The 16586-nt window shown below is 70.9% G+C and carries 18 protein-coding genes and 1 pseudogene; 10 read left to right on the top strand and 9 right to left on the bottom strand.

Annotated elements, in window-relative coordinates; all coding sequences use genetic code 11:
• The 5 genes and pseudogenes from HY68_RS06050 to HY68_RS06030 all read left to right on the top strand — a co-directional run.
• Positions 1 to 299, top strand: a pseudogene (locus HY68_RS06050) (heme ABC transporter ATP-binding protein); the annotation flags it as partial.
• Positions 296 to 1426 (top strand): ABC transporter permease, encoded by a 1131-nt coding sequence (locus tag HY68_RS06045; RefSeq protein ID WP_041985272.1) that lies wholly within the window; start codon positions 296 to 298, stop codon positions 1424 to 1426. The pseudogene HY68_RS06050 and the gene HY68_RS06045, both read left to right, overlap by 4 nt.
• Positions 1423 to 2712: an ABC transporter permease gene (locus tag HY68_RS06040; protein ID WP_041985270.1), complete on the top strand. Its 1290-nt coding sequence runs from the start codon at positions 1423 to 1425 to the stop codon at positions 2710 to 2712. Before HY68_RS06045 ends, HY68_RS06040 begins: the two co-directional genes overlap by 4 nt.
• Positions 2709 to 3104, top strand: coding sequence for a cytidine deaminase (locus tag HY68_RS06035; protein WP_041985267.1), 396 nt, complete (start codon positions 2709 to 2711; stop codon positions 3102 to 3104). The genes HY68_RS06040 and HY68_RS06035 overlap by 4 nt, the downstream gene beginning before the upstream one ends.
• Positions 3105 to 3182: 78 nt before the next feature.
• A complete protein-coding gene (locus HY68_RS06030; protein WP_041985264.1) occupies positions 3183 to 4460 on the top strand; it encodes a thymidine phosphorylase in 1278 nt (425 codons plus the stop codon).
• A gap of 73 nt (positions 4461 to 4533) precedes the next feature.
• On the opposite strand, the gene HY68_RS06025 is transcribed toward HY68_RS06030, so the two are convergent.
• Positions 4534 to 5196, bottom strand: a complete 663-nt coding sequence (locus HY68_RS06025) for an HAD family hydrolase (RefSeq protein WP_198533221.1) — start codon at positions 5194 to 5196, stop codon at positions 4534 to 4536.
• Between the two features lie 70 nt (positions 5197 to 5266).
• On the opposite strand from HY68_RS06025, the gene HY68_RS06020 reads away from it, so the two are divergent.
• The gene (locus HY68_RS06020; RefSeq protein ID WP_041985262.1) at positions 5267 to 5596 is read left to right on the top strand and encodes an STAS domain-containing protein; all 330 of its coding nucleotides are present in this window, start codon (positions 5267 to 5269) and stop codon (positions 5594 to 5596) included.
• A 107-nt stretch (positions 5597 to 5703) separates the two neighbouring features.
• On the opposite strand, the gene HY68_RS06015 is transcribed toward HY68_RS06020, so the two are convergent.
• Both HY68_RS06015 and HY68_RS06010 read right to left on the bottom strand, forming a co-directional pair.
• The gene (locus tag HY68_RS06015) at positions 5704 to 6687 is read right to left on the bottom strand and encodes a sigma-70 family RNA polymerase sigma factor (protein WP_041985260.1); all 984 of its coding nucleotides are present in this window, start codon (positions 6685 to 6687) and stop codon (positions 5704 to 5706) included.
• Positions 6688 to 6795: 108 nt separating this feature from the next.
• Positions 6796 to 8055, bottom strand: a complete 1260-nt coding sequence (locus HY68_RS06010) for an MFS transporter (RefSeq protein ID WP_078863450.1) — start codon at positions 8053 to 8055, stop codon at positions 6796 to 6798.
• A 63-nt stretch (positions 8056 to 8118) separates the two neighbouring features.
• On the opposite strand from HY68_RS06010, the gene HY68_RS06005 reads away from it, so the two are divergent.
• On the top strand, positions 8119 to 9060 hold the full coding sequence (locus tag HY68_RS06005) for a LysR family transcriptional regulator (protein WP_041985257.1): 942 nt from the start codon (positions 8119 to 8121) through the stop codon (positions 9058 to 9060).
• Between the two features lie 39 nt (positions 9061 to 9099).
• Here HY68_RS06005 and HY68_RS06000 read toward each other — a convergent pair whose 3' ends face one another.
• On the bottom strand, positions 9100 to 9780 hold the full coding sequence (locus HY68_RS06000; RefSeq protein ID WP_241778743.1) for a dienelactone hydrolase family protein: 681 nt from the start codon (positions 9778 to 9780) through the stop codon (positions 9100 to 9102).
• Positions 9781 to 10000: 220 nt separating this feature from the next.
• Here HY68_RS06000 and HY68_RS05995 point away from each other — a divergent pair, with 220 nt between their 5' ends.
• Together HY68_RS05995 and HY68_RS05990 are read left to right on the top strand one after the other, a co-directional pair.
• Positions 10001 to 11146: an adenosine deaminase gene (locus HY68_RS05995; RefSeq protein WP_041995271.1), complete on the top strand. Its 1146-nt coding sequence runs from the start codon at positions 10001 to 10003 to the stop codon at positions 11144 to 11146.
• A 137-nt stretch (positions 11147 to 11283) separates the two neighbouring features.
• Positions 11284 to 11631, top strand: a complete 348-nt coding sequence (locus HY68_RS05990) for a hypothetical protein (RefSeq protein ID WP_041985250.1) — start codon at positions 11284 to 11286, stop codon at positions 11629 to 11631.
• A 64-nt stretch (positions 11632 to 11695) separates the two neighbouring features.
• Here the strand turns inward: HY68_RS05990 and HY68_RS05985 are convergent, their stop codons facing one another.
• From HY68_RS05985 to afsQ1, 5 genes are all read right to left on the bottom strand, one after another.
• Positions 11696 to 11899, bottom strand: coding sequence for a PspC domain-containing protein (locus HY68_RS05985; RefSeq protein WP_041985248.1), 204 nt, complete (start codon positions 11897 to 11899; stop codon positions 11696 to 11698).
• A 93-nt stretch (positions 11900 to 11992) separates the two neighbouring features.
• Positions 11993 to 12511 (bottom strand): VanZ family protein, encoded by a 519-nt coding sequence (locus HY68_RS05980; RefSeq protein WP_041985246.1) that lies wholly within the window; start codon positions 12509 to 12511, stop codon positions 11993 to 11995.
• Positions 12512 to 12628: 117 nt separating this feature from the next.
• On the bottom strand, positions 12629 to 13264 hold the full coding sequence (locus tag HY68_RS05975) for a hypothetical protein (RefSeq protein WP_041995269.1): 636 nt from the start codon (positions 13262 to 13264) through the stop codon (positions 12629 to 12631).
• A gap of 62 nt (positions 13265 to 13326) precedes the next feature.
• Positions 13327 to 14862 carry a HAMP domain-containing sensor histidine kinase gene (locus tag HY68_RS05970; RefSeq protein WP_041995267.1) on the bottom strand — a complete coding sequence of 512 codons (1536 nt, stop codon included), beginning with the start codon at positions 14860 to 14862 and terminating at the stop codon, positions 13327 to 13329.
• 38 nt (positions 14863 to 14900) lie between these two features.
• On the bottom strand, positions 14901 to 15578 hold the full coding sequence (gene afsQ1, locus HY68_RS05965) for a two-component system response regulator AfsQ1 (protein ID WP_198533391.1): 678 nt from the start codon (positions 15576 to 15578) through the stop codon (positions 14901 to 14903).
• 214 nt (positions 15579 to 15792) lie between these two features.
• On the opposite strand from afsQ1, the gene HY68_RS05960 reads away from it, so the two are divergent.
• The gene (locus HY68_RS05960; protein WP_041985240.1) at positions 15793 to 16524 is read left to right on the top strand and encodes a SigE family RNA polymerase sigma factor; all 732 of its coding nucleotides are present in this window, start codon (positions 15793 to 15795) and stop codon (positions 16522 to 16524) included.
• Positions 16525 to 16586 lie beyond the last annotated feature (62 nt).

The following is a 16586-nucleotide window of genomic DNA, read 5'->3' as shown; positions in this document are numbered from 1 at the left end:
CCAAGCTGCTGATCGCCGCCCACCCCACGCGCGGCGTGGACGTCGGCGCGCAGGCGCAGATCTGGGACCAGATACGCGCGGCCCGCCGCGAGGGCCTGGCCGTCCTGCTGATCTCCGCCGACCTGGACGAGCTGATCGGCCTGTCCGACACCCTGCGGGTCATGTACCGCGGCCGCCTGGTCGCCGACGCCGATCCCGCCACGATCACCCCCGAGGAGCTGGGCTCGGCCATGACGGGCGCCGCGAGCGGCCATCTGGACACGAGCGCCACGAGTGACACCGGGGAGGAGAACCGATGAAGAAGACCCTCACCTCCCGGTTCGACAAGGAGCGGCTGGTCCTCGCGGTCGCCGCCCCCGTACTGGCCCTGGTCGCCGCGCTGATCGTCACCGCGCTGGTCATCCTCGCCACCGGCAAGAACCCCTTCGACGCCTTCAACGACATGCTGTCCTACGGCTCCGCCAGCGACAGCCAGGTCTACATCCTCAACAAGGCGACGACGTACTACCTCGCCGGTGTCGCCGTCGCCATCGGCTTCCGGATGAACCTGTTCAACATCGGGGTCGACGGCCAGTACCGCATCGCTGCCTTCTTCGCCGCCGTCGTCGGCGCGACCCTGCATCTGCCGGGCATCATCGAGATCATCGTCATCATCCTGGTGGCCATGCTCGTCGGCGCCATGTGGTCGGGCATCGCGGGCATCCTCAAGACCTCACGCGGGGTCAGCGAAGTCATCTCGACGATCATGCTGAACTCCATCGCCACCGCGGTCATCGCCTATCTGCTCCAGCCGGAACGGCTCGGCCGGCTCGACCAGGCGGGCACGCTCGTCTCCACCAAGAGCCTGCCGAAGTCGGCGTGGTTCTTCAGCATCAACACCGGCGCCGCCGGTGAGCTGTGGGGCTTCATCGTCATCGCCGCCGTCGCCGGGATCGGCTACTGGTTCGTGCTCAGCCGTACCCGCTTCGGGTTCGACCTGCGCGCCGTCGGCCAGTCGGAGTCGGCAGCCGCGGCCAGCGGTGTCAGTGTCAAGAAGATGATCGTCACCAGCATGCTGCTGTCCGGCGCCATGGCCGGTCTCATCGGCATGCCGACGCTGCTCAACGACAGCCACCAGTTCAGCAACGACTTCCCGCTCGGCATCGGCTTCACCGGCATCGCCATCGCCCTGCTCGGCCGCAACAACCCGGTCGGTATCGCGCTGGCCGCGCTGCTGTGGGGCTATCTGGAGCGCACCACCAACCATCTGGAACTGATCGGCTACGACAAGGAGATCCTCGGCGTGATCCAGGGCGTCATCGTCCTGTGCGTCGTCATCGCCTACGAAGTCGTACGCCGCTACGGCCTCAAGCGCCAGCAGCAGCGGGTCGGCGCCGAACTCGCAGGCCAGGCAGCCACGACCGAGAAGCTGGAGGTGGCGCGATGACCGCCACGATGACCGAGACCCCGCCTCCCGCGGCCCCGAAGGCACCGGGCGCCGGATCGCGGCGCTCCAAGCTGTCCTTCTCGCGGATCCTGCTGATCATCGCGGGCGCGCTGATACTGGTCTCCGCCGTCCGGATCCTCACCGGCTCCGACCAGCTCGACTCCGTCGGCCAGATCAGCGCCGCCCTCGGTCTCGCCGTACCGATCGGCCTCGCCGGCCTCGCCGGGCTCTGGTCCGAACGCGCCGGCGTGGTCAACATCGGCCTCGAAGGCATGATGATCCTCGGCACCTTCGGCGCCGGCTGGATCGGCTGGCAGTCCAGCCCCTGGCTCGGACTGCTCGCCGGCGTCGGCTTCGGCGTGCTCGGGGGTCTGCTGCACGCCGTGGTCACGGTCACCTTCGGTGTCGACCACATCGTCTCCGGTGTGGCGATCAACCTGCTCGCCCTCGGCGTCACCCAGTACCTCGCCAAGATCTTCTTCAACTCCGGCAAGGCGCTGGAGGCGGGCGGCAACCCCAAGCAGTCGCCGCCCGTCGACTCGATCCCGGACGTGACCATCCCCGGGCTCTCCTCGGGGCTGAACTCGCTCGCCAACCACCACTGGTTCCTGATCTCCGACATCGCCGGCATCCTCGGCGGTCTGATCACCAACCTCTCGGTGCTGACGATCTTCGCCGCGCTGCTCTTCGTCGTCACCTGGTGGGTGCTGTGGAAGACCCCGTTCGGGCTGCGGCTGCGCTCCTGCGGTGAGAACCCGATCGCGGCCGAGTCGCTCGGCGTCAACGTGTACTCGTACAAGTACATGGCCGTCGCGATCTCCGGCGGGCTCGCCGGACTCGGCGGGGCGTTCCTCGCGACCGTCCCCTCGCACATCTACCTGGAGAACCAGACCGGCGGCCGCGGCTACATCGGTCTCGCCGCGATGATCTTCGGCAACTGGCGGCCGGGCGGACTCGCCATGGGCGCGGGACTGTTCGGCTTCTCCGACGCGCTCCAGCTGCGCAACGGCGGTGACACCGTGCACGCGCTGCTGCTCCTGCTGGTGGTGCTGCTCGTGCTGCTCGCCGCGTGGAAGGCGTACAAGAAGGTCAAGGTCCAGGCCATCGCGAGCGCGGTCATGGCCGCGGTCATCCTGGTCTGGTACCTGCTGACGGACACCGTGCCCGACGACTTCGTCGGCGCCACCCCGTACGTCGTCACGCTGCTGGTGCTGTCGCTGTCCGCGCAGCGGCTGCGGATGCCGAAGGCGGACGGGATGCGCTACCGAAGGGGGCAGGGCCAGTGACGGCGGGCGCCGTCGACTGGGACGCCCTGCGCGCGGCCGCGCGGGACGCCAAGTCCCGTGCGTACGCGCCGTACTCCAAGTACCCCGTCGGTGCGGCCGCGCTGGTCGACGACGGGCGTACGGTCACCGGCTGCAACGTGGAGAACGCCTCGTACGGCATCAGCCTGTGCGCGGAGTGCGGACTCGTCTCGGCGCTGCTGCTCAGCGGCGGCGGCCGGCTCACCCACTTCACCTGCGTCGACGGGGCCGGCGACGTGCTGGTCCCGTGCGGGCGCTGCCGCCAGCTGCTGTACGAGTTCGGCGGCCCCGCCCTGGTGCTGGAGACCCCGGAGGGGCTGCGCACCCTCGATCAGATGCTGCCGCAGGCGTTCGGCCCGCAGCATCTGAACTGAGACCGGTTCCTCCGTCGCCGCGACCCGGCGGCGGAGGGGCCGCTTTTCCCTGCACGTGTGAATTTCGAAAGGACCGTCATGGACGTCATCTCAGTCATCCGCACCAAGCGGGACCGGGGCGAACTCAGCCCGGAGCAGATCGACTGGGTGATCGACGCCTATACGCGCGGTGAGGTCGCCGACGAACAGATGGCGGCGCTGGCCATGGCGATCCTGCTGAACGGCATGAACCGGGCGGAGATCGCCCGCTGGACGGCGGCGATGATCGCCTCGGGCGAGCGCATGGACTTCTCCGCGCTGTCGCGGCCCACCGCCGACAAGCACTCGACGGGCGGCGTCGGCGACAAGATCACCCTGCCGCTCGCCCCGCTCGTCGCCGCGTGCGGCGCCGCCGTACCGCAGCTCAGCGGACGCGGCCTCGGCCACACCGGCGGCACGCTCGACAAGCTGGAGTCCATCCCCGGCTGGCGCGCCACCCTCAGCAACGCTGAGATGCTGGACGTCCTCGACACCACGGGCGCGGTGATCTGCGCCGCCGGCGACGGTCTCGCCCCCGCCGACAAGAAGCTGTACGCGCTGCGCGACGTGACGGGCACGGTCGAGGCGATCCCGCTGATCGCCTCCTCGATCATGTCCAAGAAGATCGCCGAGGGCACGGGCTCGCTGGTGCTGGACGTCAAGGTCGGCTCCGGCGCGTTCATGAAGACCATCGAGGACGCCCGCGAACTGGCATCGACCATGGTGGGCCTCGGCAACGACCACGGGGTCCGCACGGTCGCCCTGCTCACGGACATGGCGACCCCGCTCGGCCGCACCGCGGGCAACGCGCTCGAAGTCCGCGAGTCCGTCGAGGTCCTGGCGGGCGGCGGCCCCGCCGACGTGGTGGAGCTGACCCTCGCGCTGGCGCGCGAAATGCTCGACGCGGCGGGCCTGAAGGACGCCGATCCGGAGAAGGCCCTGGCCGACGGCTCGGCGATGGACGTCTGGCGCCGCATGATCGCAGCCCAGGGCGGCGCCCCGGACGCCCCGCTCCCGGTGGCCCGCGAACAGCACGTCATCACGGCCCCCGCCACCGGCGTCCTCACCCGCCTCGACGCGTACGGCGTAGGCGTAGCCGCCTGGCGCCTGGGCGCGGGCCGCGCCCGCAAGGAGGACACGGTCCAGGCAGGCGCGGGCATCGAACTCCACGCGAAGCCGGGCGACCAGGTGACAGCGGGCGAACCCCTCCTCACCCTCCACACGGACACCCCGGAAAAGTTCGCCTACGCCGAGGAGGCCCTGGCGTCCGCGTACGACATCGCGGCCACGGGAACGGCGTACGAGCCGACCCGGGTGGTGCGGGAACGCATCGCCTGACCTCGGGAGGGCCGCCCTGTCCGGTGTCGGCGTCGGAAACCGGCGTCGGAAATACGGCGGGAAATTGACGCCGTCAGTTGACGGGGCGGCCCGTCAGCAGGGCCGGGAGGTCGCGCATGTCGCGGAAGACGACCGTGCCCGGGCCGGTGAGGCGGTGGGCCGGGGTGAGGCCGCCGCTGTAGCCGAAGGCGCGCATGCCGGCCGCTCGTGCCGCCGCGATGCCGTACGGGCTGTCCTCCACCACCGCGCAGCGGGCCGGGGGGACGCCCAGGGTGCGGGCCGCGTGCAGGAACAGGTCCGGGGCCGGTTTGCCCCGGGCGACGTCGGACGCGCAGAAGACGCGGCCTTCGAAGTGGCCGTACAGGCCCGTCGTGGTGAGATTCCGGCGGATCCCGTCGTGGCTGTTGTTCGACGCGACGCAGAACGGGATACCCAGGCGCTCCAGTACGTCACCGACTCCGTCGATCACCGTCAGCCCCGCGGCGAACGCCGCGTCGTAGAGGTGGGTGAACTCGCGGTGCCAGCCCGGCTCCAGCGGGCGGCCCAGCCGCTCCTCGACTGCCGCGTCGAAGTCCTCCGCCGAGCAGCCGACGAACCGCTCGACGATCTCCGCCTCCGTGAAGTGGATGCCCAGCTTGGCGAAGACCTGGGCGTCCACCTGGACGGCTATGCGCTCGCTGTCCACCAGGACACCGTCGCAGTCGAATATCACCAGTTCGACAGGATCGTGGGTCATGACCGGCAGCGTACGGGCTGTGTGCGGGCGGCTGCGATGAGTTCTGGCCGTTGCCACGGTCACTGTAGGTGTGGCTGACACGAAACCGATCGTCCTCGTCCTGGCCGGCCGGCCCACCCCGGCCGATGTGCGCCGGCTCTGCGACGACTGGGCCGCGCTGGACGCGCGGGCCCCGGCGGGCGCCGATGTCGTCTGCGACGTCGGCGGCCTCACCCGGCCTGGCCTGGACGCGGTCAGCGCCCTGGCCCGGCTGCGGTTGCTCGCGGGCCGCAGCGGGCGCCGGGTGCGGGTGCGGGGCGCGGGCCAGGAGTTGCTGCTGTTGCTGGAGCTGGTCGGCCTTGCCGGTCTGGCCGGGGACGGTGCGACGGGCACCACCCCGAAGGGAGAGACACCGGCCTGATCACCGCATACCCGCCCGCACGGGCTTTCCCGGGCGAGGCCGACGGGCACCCGCCGCTCCCGTCCGGCTCCGTCCCGCCCGGCCGACGACCAGGATCTTTGCCCTGCTCATTCCTTTTCGAGGCGCATCGGCAGGTCGAACATCGGGAACCAGCGGTCCGTGTCCAGGAAGGAGTTGATGCCCGTGATCCGGCCGTCCACGATCTCGATGACCATCAGCGCCCACGGCGTGTGGCCGTTGCCGTCCTCCGCCTGGTGGTAGTGGGCGAACGCGGGTGAGCCGTTGGCGACAACCGGGACCAGTCGCGAGTCGCGGCAGACCGATCCGACACCGAGCATCCAGCCCACGATGTTGTCGTGGCCCTGGAGCCAGAGGTCGTACGGCGGCATGGACAGCGTCGCGTCCTCGTGGAGGAGCGCCGTGAGCGCCTTCATGTCGTAGCCCTCGAAGGCCGCGACATAGCGCTCCAGCAGCTCCTTCTGCTCCTCGTCCAGCGGGTCCGCCGTGTCCGTGGCGGCCGGCGCCGACTCGGCGAGCGTCGCCCGCGCCCGCTGCAGCGCGCTGTTCACGGAGGCGACCGTCGTGTCCAGCAGCTCGGCGACCTCGCTCGCCTTCCAGGCCAGCACCTCGCGCAGGATCAGCACCGCGCGCTGCTTCGGCGGCAGATGCTGCAACGCCGCCATGAAGGCCAGCCGGATCGTCTCGCGCTCCACAGCGGCCTCCGCCGGGTCCGTCACCGAAGGCAGTACCCGGCCGTCCGGCACCGGCTCCAGCCAGGTGATCTCCGGGCGGCTGTTGAGCTGCGCCTGGGCCACCGGCGTCGGAGTCGACAGATCCATCGGCCGGGCCCTGCGGTTGCCCGCGTTCAGCATGTCCAGGCAGACGTTCGTCGCGATGCGGTACAGCCACGACCGCAGCGACGACCTGCCCTCGAACTTGTCGAAGCTGCGCCACGCGCGCACCATCGTGTCCTGCACGGCGTCCTCGGCCTCGAAGGCGGAGCCCAGCATGCGGTAGCAGTAGCCGGTCAGCTCCGTCCGGTGTTTCTCCAGCCGGACGTCCAGATTCTCGGTCGTCGCGAGATCAGTCATGGGTCACCTCGGTGCCGCTCGGTCGCCTGTCCTTCGGAAGCTACAGCAGGCCACTGACAATCGCGGCCGCACGGCGAAACTCCCAGGTGACAGCGGTGGCCGACGAGGTCAGTCGCGGGCCGCGTACGTCCCGTACAGCGTGACGGCGGCGACCCCGGCGACCGCGAGCAGCCCCAGCAGCACCGTCGCGCCCCAGCCCGCGGCGTGGAAGGCGGCGGCGCCCAGCGCGCCGCCCGCGCTGCTGCCCAGGTAGTACGCCGACTGGTACAGCGCGGAGGCCTGCGCGCGGCCGGTCCGCGCGGTACGGCTCACCGACGACGAGGCGACCGCGTGACCGGTGAAGAAGCCCGCCGTGATCAGTACGAGCCCCAGCAGCACGGCGGCCAGCGCGTCCGACAGCGTCAGCAGCAGCCCGGCCGCCGTCGTACCCGCTCCCAGGTACAGCGCGCCGCGCCTGCCGAGCCGTTCGACGAGCCGGCCCGCGGTCGCCGAGGAGACCGTACCGACCAGATAGACGAGGAAGACCGAGCCGACGATCCCCTGCGGGAGGCTGAAGGGCGCCGCCACCAGCCGGTAGCCGATCACGGTGTAGACCGCGCCGAACACCGTCATGAACAGCGCGCCGATCGCGTACAGCCGCAGCAGCAGCGGATCGCTCAGATGACCGCGCACGGTCCGCGCGAGACCGGCCACGCTCAGCGGGCGCGGCGTGAAGTGCCGTGCCTGCGGCAGCAGCGCGCGGAAGACGGCCGTGCACCCCACGGCCAGCAGCCCGACCACGCCGAGCGCCACCCGCCAGCCCCACAGCTGGGCGACCCAGCCGGTGAGGATCCGGCCGCTCATGCCGCCGATGCTGTTGCCCGCGACGAACATGCCGATCGCCGCGACCAGCGCCTTCGGCCGTACCTCCTCGGCGAGGAACGCCATCGCCGACGCAGGCAGCCCGGCGAGCGCGGCGCCCTGCACGGCGCGCAGCGCGATCAGCGATTCGAGGTTCGGCGCGAACGGCACCAGCAGGCCCAGGGCGACGGCGACGGCCAGCGACGCGGTCATCAGGGTGCGCCTGCCGAACCGTTCGCTGAGCGCGCTCAGCGGCAGCACACACAGCGCGAGCGCGCCGGTCGCCGCCGACACCGTCCAGCTGGCCTGGCTCGCCGTGACCCCGAGACCGGTGGAGACGGCGGGCAGCAGCGCCTGCGTCGAGTAGAGCAGGGCGAAGGTCGCGACCCCGGCGGCGAAGAGCGCGAGGCTCATCCGGCGGTAGCCGGGCTTCCCGGGGGACAGCCGCGTGTCGGCGGGCGTGGCGGCCGTGGCGGGCGCGGTGGCCACCCGGCCACCGCTGATCTGCTCCGTACTGACTGACGACATGACGCGAACGTAAGGACCCGCCCACTCATGCGTCCAATGCACGGAAACGCCATAATCGTTCCCATGGTGCATGAACCCAGCTCACGGCCGTATCAGGACCCCGAGTCCTGGTCCGAACTGCTCGCGCCCCGCCTCGCGCAGTTCGCCGCGGCGGCCCGCCACGAACACGTCACCCGGGCAGCCCAGGAGCTGGGGGTCCCGCAGTCCACCCTCTCCCGGGCGCTGGTCAGGCTCGAACAGGACCTGGGCGTAGGCCTGTTCGCCCGCAAGGGGCGTACGGTCGCGCTCACTCACGCGGGCCGGACCTTCCTCGCCGCGGTGGAACGCGCCCTCGCCGAGGTGGAGCGCGCGGCCGAGACCGTACGGGCCGACGCCGACCCGGCGTCCGGCCGGGTCGTCTTCGGCTTCCTGCACACCATGGGCTCGGAGACCGTGCCCGCGCTGATCCGCGCCTTCCGCGCCGACCACCCCCGCGTCCGCTTCCAACTCGTGCAGAACTACGGCGAGGCGATGCTGGAGGGGCTGCGCGCCGGAACGCTCGACCTGTGTCTGACCTCGCCCGTGCCGGACAGCCCCGACCTGGTCGGCCACCGGCTCGACGAGCAGCGGCTGCGGCTCGTCGTCCCCGACGACCACCCGCTCGCCGCCCGGCGCCGGGTCCGCCTCGCCGAGGCGGCCGAGGAGGCGTTCGTCACCCTGGAACCCGGCTACGGGCTGCGCAGGATCACCGACGACCTCTGCGCCGAGGCCGGCTTCCGGCCGCGCGTCGCCTTCGAGGGCGAGGAGGCCGAGACGCTGCGCGGTCTCGTCGCCGCGGGGCTCGGCGTCGCCCTGCTCCCGCCACCGGCCGTGCCGCGCCCGGGAGTTGTCGAACTGACCGTCACGGCGCCGCGCGCCGTACGGGAGATCGGCATCGCCTGGCTCGACGGCCACGAGGACACCCCGCCGGTGGCCGCCTTCAAGCGGTTCCTGCTCTCCCGGCGCGGCCAACTGCTGCCGGACTGAGCCCCGTGAGGGACCTCGTCGCGGAAACCCCGACAGGCCCTAGGGCCGTAACGACCGCCCGAAGCCCGCCGCCAGCGGCATCCGCAATCCCAGCGGCGGCGGCGCCGCCAGCGCGTCGGCGACCGGTCGCGAGTACGCCCGCGACAGCAGCGAACCCATGACGAAGTCCGTCGCCAGCGCGAGGACTTCGGCGTGGTGCTGGCGCAGCGCGTGACCGTCGGAGTGCACCTCGAACCGGCAGGTGTCGCGGTTCGCCTTCTTGGCGCGTTCGGCGAGCCGGAAGGAGAGTTCGGGGTCGGTGCGCGTGTCGTTCGTGCCGTGCACGATCAGCACCCGCCGCCCCACCAGCTGCCGCACCGGCTCCGCCGTCTCGGCCGTATCGTCCTCCGGCAGCCAAGGCGCCATCGCGAGCACGGAGTTGACCGCCGGATGCCCGGCGGCGCGCAGGGCGGCCCGGCCGCCCATCCCGTACCCGGCCAGACAGACCGGCACATCGCCGTAGCGGCGGACGACTTCGTCCACCGCCCACTCGGCGTCGGCCGACGGGTGCGCGTCGGGGCCGTTCCAGCCACGGTTGCGGTAGCGCACCACATGCACCAACAGCCCCTCGGGCGCGCCCGCTCTGCCGAGCGACTTGGCGAGCGGCTGCACGGCGGCCCGCGACACGCGCGTCGGTCTGCGTACGGAGAAGGGCTCACCCGCGGGGAGCACGAGCACCACGCCCCCGACCGACGCGCCGCCCGGCGCCGCCACGACCGCGCGCCCCAACTGCGCCTGTGGTTCTGTGTGCTGCATATGCCCCGATCCGCCGCCCGCGGGAACTGACTGCTGTCCCATAACAGAACAGTCTCAGAAGGACAGGTGTACGCCACCCCTCGGCACGGTCACTGTTACGTATCGACGCTCCTGGTTCTACGCGCGTAGGAGCTACCATGTGCAGATGACGAGCCAGACCTTCCGACCGCCCACAGCCGACCAGATCCGCCGTGCCCCCAAGGTCCTTCTCCATGACCATCTGGACGGCGGACTGCGCCCCGGCACGATCATCGAACTCGCGCGCGAGGTCGGCTACGAGGCACTGCCGGAGCACGAGTCCGACAAGCTGGGCATCTGGTTCCGCGAGGCGGCCGACTCCGGTTCGCTGGAGCGCTATCTGGAGACGTTCGCGCACACCTGCGCCGTCATGCAGACGCGTGAGGCGCTGTTCCGGGTGGCCTCGGAGTGCGCGCAGGACCTCGCAGAGGACGGCGTCGTGTACGCGGAGGTGCGCTACGCGCCCGAGCAGCACCTGGAGCGCGGGCTGAGCCTCGAAGAGGTCGTCGAGGCTGTCAACGCGGGCTTCAGGGAAGGCGAGCGGCTGGCCAGGGAGAGCGGCCACCGGATCAGGATCGGCGCCCTGCTCACCGCGATGCGGCACGCGGCGCGCGCCCTGGAGATCGCCGAACTGGCCAACCGCTACCGGGATCTGGGCGTCGTCGGCTTCGACATCGCGGGCGCCGAGGCCGGCTTCCCGCCCACCCGTCACCTCGACGCCTTCGAGTATCTGAAGCGGGAGAACAACCACTTCACGATCCACGCGGGCGAGGCGTTCGGACTGCCGTCGATCTGGCAGGCGCTCCAGTGGTGCGGCGCCGACCGGCTCGGCCACGGCGTGCGGATCATCGACGACATCACCGTCGCCGACGACGGCACGGTCACCCTGGGCAGGCTCGCCGCGTACGTACGGGACAAGCGCATCCCGCTGGAGCTGTGCCCCAGCTCCAACCTGCAGACCGGCGCCGCCGCCTCGTACCGCGAACACCCCATCGGGCTGCTGCGTAAACTGCATTTCCGGGCGACCGTGAATACCGACAACCGGCTGATGAGCGGTACGAGCATGAGCCGCGAATTCGAGCTGCTGGTCGACACGTTCGACTACGCACTCGACGACATGCAGTGGTTCACGGTCAATGCGATGAAATCAGCATTCATTCCTTTCGATGAACGACTCGCCATGATCAACGATGTGATCAAGCCCGGATATGCCGAGTTGAAGTCCGAATGGCTGTTCAAGCAGACGGCTGTGACCAGCGACTCTCTCTCCTGAATACGTCCATCACATCTATCGGGAAGCGGCCGGGAACACGAAATTCCCGCCGCTTCCAGGTGTTTGCGGGACAGGCGCGACGCTGACTAACTTGCAGAGCCGCTCAGATTCCCCATTCCCCAAGGACGAAATCTCAGATGAAGCAGTCCGCCGTCAAGACCATCGGTGCCGTCGCTCTCGGTGCCGCCTTCGCAGCCACCGCAGCGGGCAGCGCGTCAGCCGCGCCCCTGCCCGACCCGGCCGGCGCGCTCGACACCGTCACCCAGACCCTGCCCGTCGACGAGGTCGCCTCCCAGCTCCCGGCCGGCGCGTCGGACGGGGTGACGGCGAGCCGCAGCGCGCTGGGCACCGTCCGGCAGACCTCCCCGCAGGTGCTCGGCGCCGTCAAGACCGCCAACCCCGTGGGCGGCCTCCTCGGCGGGCTGCCGGTCAACGGGCTCGCGCAGGGCGGGCTGCCCGTCAACGGAATCCCGCTCGGCGGCTGACCCGCCGCCTACAGCAGTGGGGCGCGCATCCGGACCGGATGCGCGCCCCACTGCGTCGTGACGACTACCAGGCGGCCGATGCCGTCTTCTCGCCCGGCAGCAGTACCCACAGCGCCAGGTAGAGCAGGAACTGGGGACCCGGCAGCAGACAGGACACCACGAAGATCACGCGCATGGTGTTCGCCGAGGTGCCGAAGCGCCGTGCCAGCGCCGCGCACACCCCGCCGATCATGCGCCCTTCGCGGGGGCGGACAAGTGATGCGGCCATGGTGGGCTCCTTCGTGAGACCGTCCGGGGAGCACCTTCCGTGTGCTCTCCCACTGCTTCCATGGTGGCTCCGGAAGCGGAATGACGCCTCGCTCTACGGTGCGATGCGGACCCTGGGAATCGTCGGGGTCGCGCCGGCGGGGGTCTCCTCCTGCGGGATGCCTTCCGCCGCCCGTACGTCATCCCGGCCGCCCAGCCGCTCACGGCGCAGCCTCGCCCGCCCGGCCGGTACGAACAGCACATGCGCGAGCGCCACGCCCAGGGTGCCCAGCAGCACCGAGTCCACGTCGGCGACCCGGCCGGGCACCCCCGTCTGCAGCAGCTCGATGCCCAGCGAGATCAGCGCGCCCGCCGCGACCGTGCGGGCCAGCGAGGCCCAGGGGGAGACATGGAGCCGGCCGCCCGCCATCGGCAGCAGCACACCGAGCGGGGCCAGCAGGACGACACCGCCGATGATCCGTCTCGCCGCCTCGAAGGGGCCGAGCGCCACATCGGCCCTGATGCCGGCGAAGGGGCGCAGATTGGCCGCGCTCACCCACGTCACGTCCAGGGGACGGAGTGTCAGCCACCCCACGAGCAGCAGATGCATGAGGAGGAGAGCGAATCCCGCCATACGCAAGCGGGTGACGGCATTGCCGTCCGGACCATGGCGCACGAATCTCAAGACGCGGCGCCCGTCAGTATCGGTTCCGCCGGGTCGTGGCGAACAGGCGCATGAGACCGGAGTCACTCATTCGGCGGATGCGGACGGCAGCGGCCCGAACGTCGGCACCGGCGCGTCGGGCCTGGTCTTCAGCTCCTTGTCGCACCGGTAGCCGTGCGCCGGGTAGTCGCCTGGACCGCCCAGCACCACCTGCCCGGCCCGCGCCTGCGACTCGTCCGTCGCGCCGTTCTCCACGAACGTACAGACGATCTGCGCCAGCGCGGACGACGCCAGGTCCTCCGGCTGCCGGCTGATCCGCAGCGTGCCCGGCGGATCGCCCTTGCGGTCCGAGCCGAGGATCAGCGGCGGCTGGACGTACGTCGTGAAGCCCGCCGCGTGCTCGCTCGACGACGGCTGCGCCTGCAACTCGTCCAGCAGCGCCTGTGCGATCTTCTCCCGGTCGTCGGCCGTCCGCTGGAGCGGGATCTGCGCCGAACGCTCCACCGACACCAGTCCGGAGGCGCACACCAGATAGACCCGGACCGGCACCCCGGGACTCGACCGGGTGATCACGTCCTTCTTGTCCACCTCGCACGGCATCCGCGAGGGCGCCGCCCCCGCGTCGACCGGTACGGACGTGGTCCTGATCCCGCAGCCGGCCAGGACGACGACACCGGCCAGCGCCAGCGCCGCACCGGCCGCCCGCAGCTTCGCCGTCCTCATCTGTGCCGTCCGCACCTTCACCCGTGCCGTCCGCACCTTCACCCGCACCTTCACCCGTGCCGTCACCGCGCCCCGCCCCCGCCGCCCGCCCCGTCGCCGTCGGCGTCCCGGTCAGCCGCCTCCGACCCGTCGCGCGGCAGCCGCAGGACGAACATCGCGCCGCCGTCCGGCACGTTGCGCGCCGTGATGTCGCCGCCGTGGATGTGCGCGTTCTCCATCGCGATCGACAGCCCCAGGCCACTGCCCTCGGAGCGCGGCCGGGACGCGCTCGCCTTGTAGAAGCGGTCGAAGACATGCGGCAGGACGTCCTCGGGGATGCCAGGGCCGTGGTCCCGTACCTCGATCACCAGCTCGTCGCCCTCGGTACGCACCGCCACCCGCACCGGCGAGCCGCCGTGCTTGAGCGCGTTGCCGATCAGATTCGCCAGGATGACGTCGAGCCTGCGCGGATCGAGCCGCGCCATCGTGCCCCGCTCGGCGTCCAGTTCCACGGCGTCCAGCCAGGCGCGCGCGTCGATGCACGCGGTGACCTGGTCGGCGACGTCGACATCGTCCAGGACGAGGCGCGCCGTACCCGCGTCGAAGCGGGTCACCTCCATCAGGTTCTCCACCAGCTCGTTGAGCCTGCGGGTCTCGCTCACCACCAGCGTCACGGCCGGCGCGATCATCGGGTCGAGGTTCTCCGCCTCGTCCTCCAGGATCTCCGTCACCGCCGTGAGCGCGGTCAGCGGCGTACGCAGCTCGTGCGACATGTCGGCGACGAAGCGGCGGCTCGACTCCTCGCGGGCGCTCATGTCGGCGACCCGCTTCTGCAACGACTCGGCGGCGCTGTTGAACGTCCGGGAAAGATCGGCCAGTTCGTCGGTGCCGGAGACCCGCAGCCGGGTGCCGAGCCGGCCCTCGCCGAGCCGCCGCGCCGCCTCGCCGAGCCGCTGCACCGGCCTGAGCACGGTCGTCGCCGCCGCTTGCGCCAGCAGCGCCGAGCCGATCAGCGCCAGCCCCGTCGCGATCCCCAGCGACCAGGCGAGCGAGTTGAGATCGGCCCGCTCCTGGTCCAGGGACTTGAACAGATAACCGGTCGGCCCGCCGCCGGTGATACGGGTGCCGCCCACCAGGTACGGCTTGCCGTCGCGCTCGGTGCGCTGCCAGAAGAGGTGGTACGGATACCGGTTGCCTGACGTGACCTTCTGCCGCTCGTTCACCGCCTGCCGCAGCGCGTCGGGCACATCTTTCAGCGCGAAGGCGTCCGGGTCCGAAGCGCCCACGATCTGCTTGCCCTCGCTGTCCTCGCCCAGCAGCAGCACGTTGTCCCCGGTGTTGTCACCGGCCATCTGCCGCGCCGTGGTGCGCAGATCGTCCTGGCGCGGCCGCAACGGCAGTACGGCGGCGCGGTTCTGCATCTCCTGCTTGAAGCTGTCGAGCGCCGAATCCTGCGTACGGGTCAGCACCGCCTCGCGGTTGAGCCAGTACGCGATCCCCGACGCCGAGACGGCGGCGGTCAGCGCGACGGCGCCGAAGACGACCACGAGCCGCAGCCGCAGACTGGTCCAGCGCAGCCCCGCCAGGATCGCCTTCTTCGTCGGGCCCGCAGGACCCACCGGGACGGTGTCCGTCCCACCCCCCACCGGTGCGTCGGTCACGAAGGCGCGTCCAGCCGGTAGCCCACCCCGCGCACCGTACGGATCAGCGTCGGCGACGACGGCACGTCCTCCACCTTGGCCCTCAGCCGCTGCACACACGCGTCCACCAGACGCGAGTCGCCCAGATAGTCGTGCTCCCACACCAGCCGCAGCAACTGCTGGCGCGACAGCGCCTGTCCCGGCCGCCGGCTCAGCTCCAGCAGCAGCCGCAGCTCGGTCGGCGTGAGCTGCAGATCCTCGCCGTTCTTCGTGACCGTCATCGCGGAGCGGTCGATCACCACCCCGCCGAACGTCGCCGAATCCGTCGACTCCCGTTCGCCGCGCCGCAGCACGGCCCTGATCCGGGCGTCCAGCACCCGGCCCTGGACGGGCTTGACGACATAGTCGTCGGCGCCGGACTCAAGACCGACGACCACGTCGATGTCGTCGCTGCGCGCGGTCAGCAGAATGATCGGCAATTGATCCGTACGCCTGATGCGCCTGCACACCTCGAAACCGTCAATTCCGGGCAGCATCACATCCAGCACGATCAGATCGGGCCGCTGCTCTCTGAGCAGCTTCAGGCCGTCCTCTCCCGTCGCCGCGGTGGCCACTCGATGGCCCTGGCGTGACAGCGAGAGTTCGAGGGCCGTGCGGATGGCGTCGTCGTCCTCGATCAGCAACAGGAAAGGCACAGAGGTCATTCTGGCCCATGGGGGGACCGGAGTTCGACAGTTGGAGCGCTCCCAGCTGTTCGGCCCTTGTTCAACCGCCTGTTTCCGGCTCCGTCGCACAAGGGCAGCGACCCCCTGTGACAGCCCTGTGACAGTCGAAGGACAGGGCCATGAAATCGCGTGGGCAAGCTTTTCGACACACGGCAAGCAGACTCCAACCGACGGGGGGCGCGAGATGAACGCACTGCACGAGACGAGTTCGAGCGCGGTGGTCACGCGTCTGCACGACGTCGTACGGAGCGCAGAGAAGTCCGGCGCCGTGAACGGGCGGGGGTGCGTTCGCGGCGCCGGGCGCCAGCACAAGTCGCCGTACATGACGGTCGTGGACGCGGCAGGGGGGACGGCGGGGGCGACGGAGCGTGCGGACGCCTCGGCCGCCTCGGACGCCGAAGCGGCGTTCACCGCCTACGTACAGGAGCGCCGCGCCTCGCTGTACGCGACGGCCTACCACCTGACCGGCGACCGGTTCGAGGCCGAGGACCTGCTCCAGAGCGCCCTGTTCTCGACGTACCGGGCCTGGGACCGGATCAGCGACAAGGCCGCGGTCGGTGGCTACCTCCGCCGCACCATGACGAACCTGCACATCAGCGCCTGGCGGCGGCGCAAGCTCAACGAGTACCCGACGGAGGAGCTGCCGGAGACGGCGGGCGACACCGACGCGATGCGCGGCACCGAACTGCGCGCCGTGCTCTGGCAGGCGCTCGCGCGCCTCCCCGAGCTGCAGCGCACGATGCTGGTACTGCGCTACTACGAGGGCCGCACCGATCCGGAGATCGCGGACATCCTCGACATCAGTGTCGGCACGGTGAAGTCGAGCATCTGGCGGTCACTCCGCCGGCTGCGCGAGGACCAGGTCCTCAGCTTCGGCCGTGACGAGGAAGAGTCCTTCGGCGAGTTGGTGGCCTGAAGGCTGCGGGGGGGGGCCTGTCGTTTCGGGGGAGACGGCAGGAGCGGTGGGGGGAAACAGGG

This window comes from Streptomyces sp. AcH 505 (assembly GCF_000818175.1).
Classification (GTDB): Bacteria; Actinomycetota; Actinomycetes; order Streptomycetales; family Streptomycetaceae; genus Streptomyces.
Note: the sequence above shows the minus strand (reverse complement) of the source record. Positions and strands in the feature narration are given on the sequence as shown.

Bases quoted from the DNA above. Each gene is read 5' to 3' on its own strand.
- HY68_RS06045 (WP_041985272.1), top strand. From the start codon at position 296: ATGAAGAAGACCCTCACCTCCCGGTTCGACAAGGAGCGGCTGGTCCTC.
- HY68_RS06040 (WP_041985270.1), top strand. From the start codon at position 1,423: ATGACCGCCACGATGACCGAGACCCCGCCTCCCGCGGCCCCGAAGGCA.
- HY68_RS06030 (WP_041985264.1), top strand. From the start codon at position 3,183: ATGGACGTCATCTCAGTCATCCGCACCAAGCGGGACCGGGGCGAACTC.
- HY68_RS06025 (WP_198533221.1), bottom strand. From the start codon at position 5,196: ATGACCCACGATCCTGTCGAACTGGTGATATTCGACTGCGACGGTGTC.
- HY68_RS06015 (WP_041985260.1), bottom strand. From the start codon at position 6,687: ATGACTGATCTCGCGACGACCGAGAATCTGGACGTCCGGCTGGAGAAA.
- HY68_RS06010 (WP_078863450.1), bottom strand. From the start codon at position 8,055: ATGTCGTCAGTCAGTACGGAGCAGATCAGCGGTGGCCGGGTGGCCACC.
- HY68_RS06005 (WP_041985257.1), top strand. From the start codon at position 8,119: ATGGTGCATGAACCCAGCTCACGGCCGTATCAGGACCCCGAGTCCTGG.
- HY68_RS05995 (WP_041995271.1), top strand. From the start codon at position 10,001: ATGACGAGCCAGACCTTCCGACCGCCCACAGCCGACCAGATCCGCCGT.
- HY68_RS05990 (WP_041985250.1), top strand. From the start codon at position 11,284: ATGAAGCAGTCCGCCGTCAAGACCATCGGTGCCGTCGCTCTCGGTGCC.
- HY68_RS05985 (WP_041985248.1), bottom strand. From the start codon at position 11,899: ATGGCCGCATCACTTGTCCGCCCCCGCGAAGGGCGCATGATCGGCGGG.
- HY68_RS05980 (WP_041985246.1), bottom strand. From the start codon at position 12,511: ATGGCGGGATTCGCTCTCCTCCTCATGCATCTGCTGCTCGTGGGGTGG.
- HY68_RS05975 (WP_041995269.1), bottom strand. From the start codon at position 13,264: ATGAGGACGGCGAAGCTGCGGGCGGCCGGTGCGGCGCTGGCGCTGGCC.
- HY68_RS05960 (WP_041985240.1), top strand. From the start codon at position 15,793: ATGAACGCACTGCACGAGACGAGTTCGAGCGCGGTGGTCACGCGTCTG.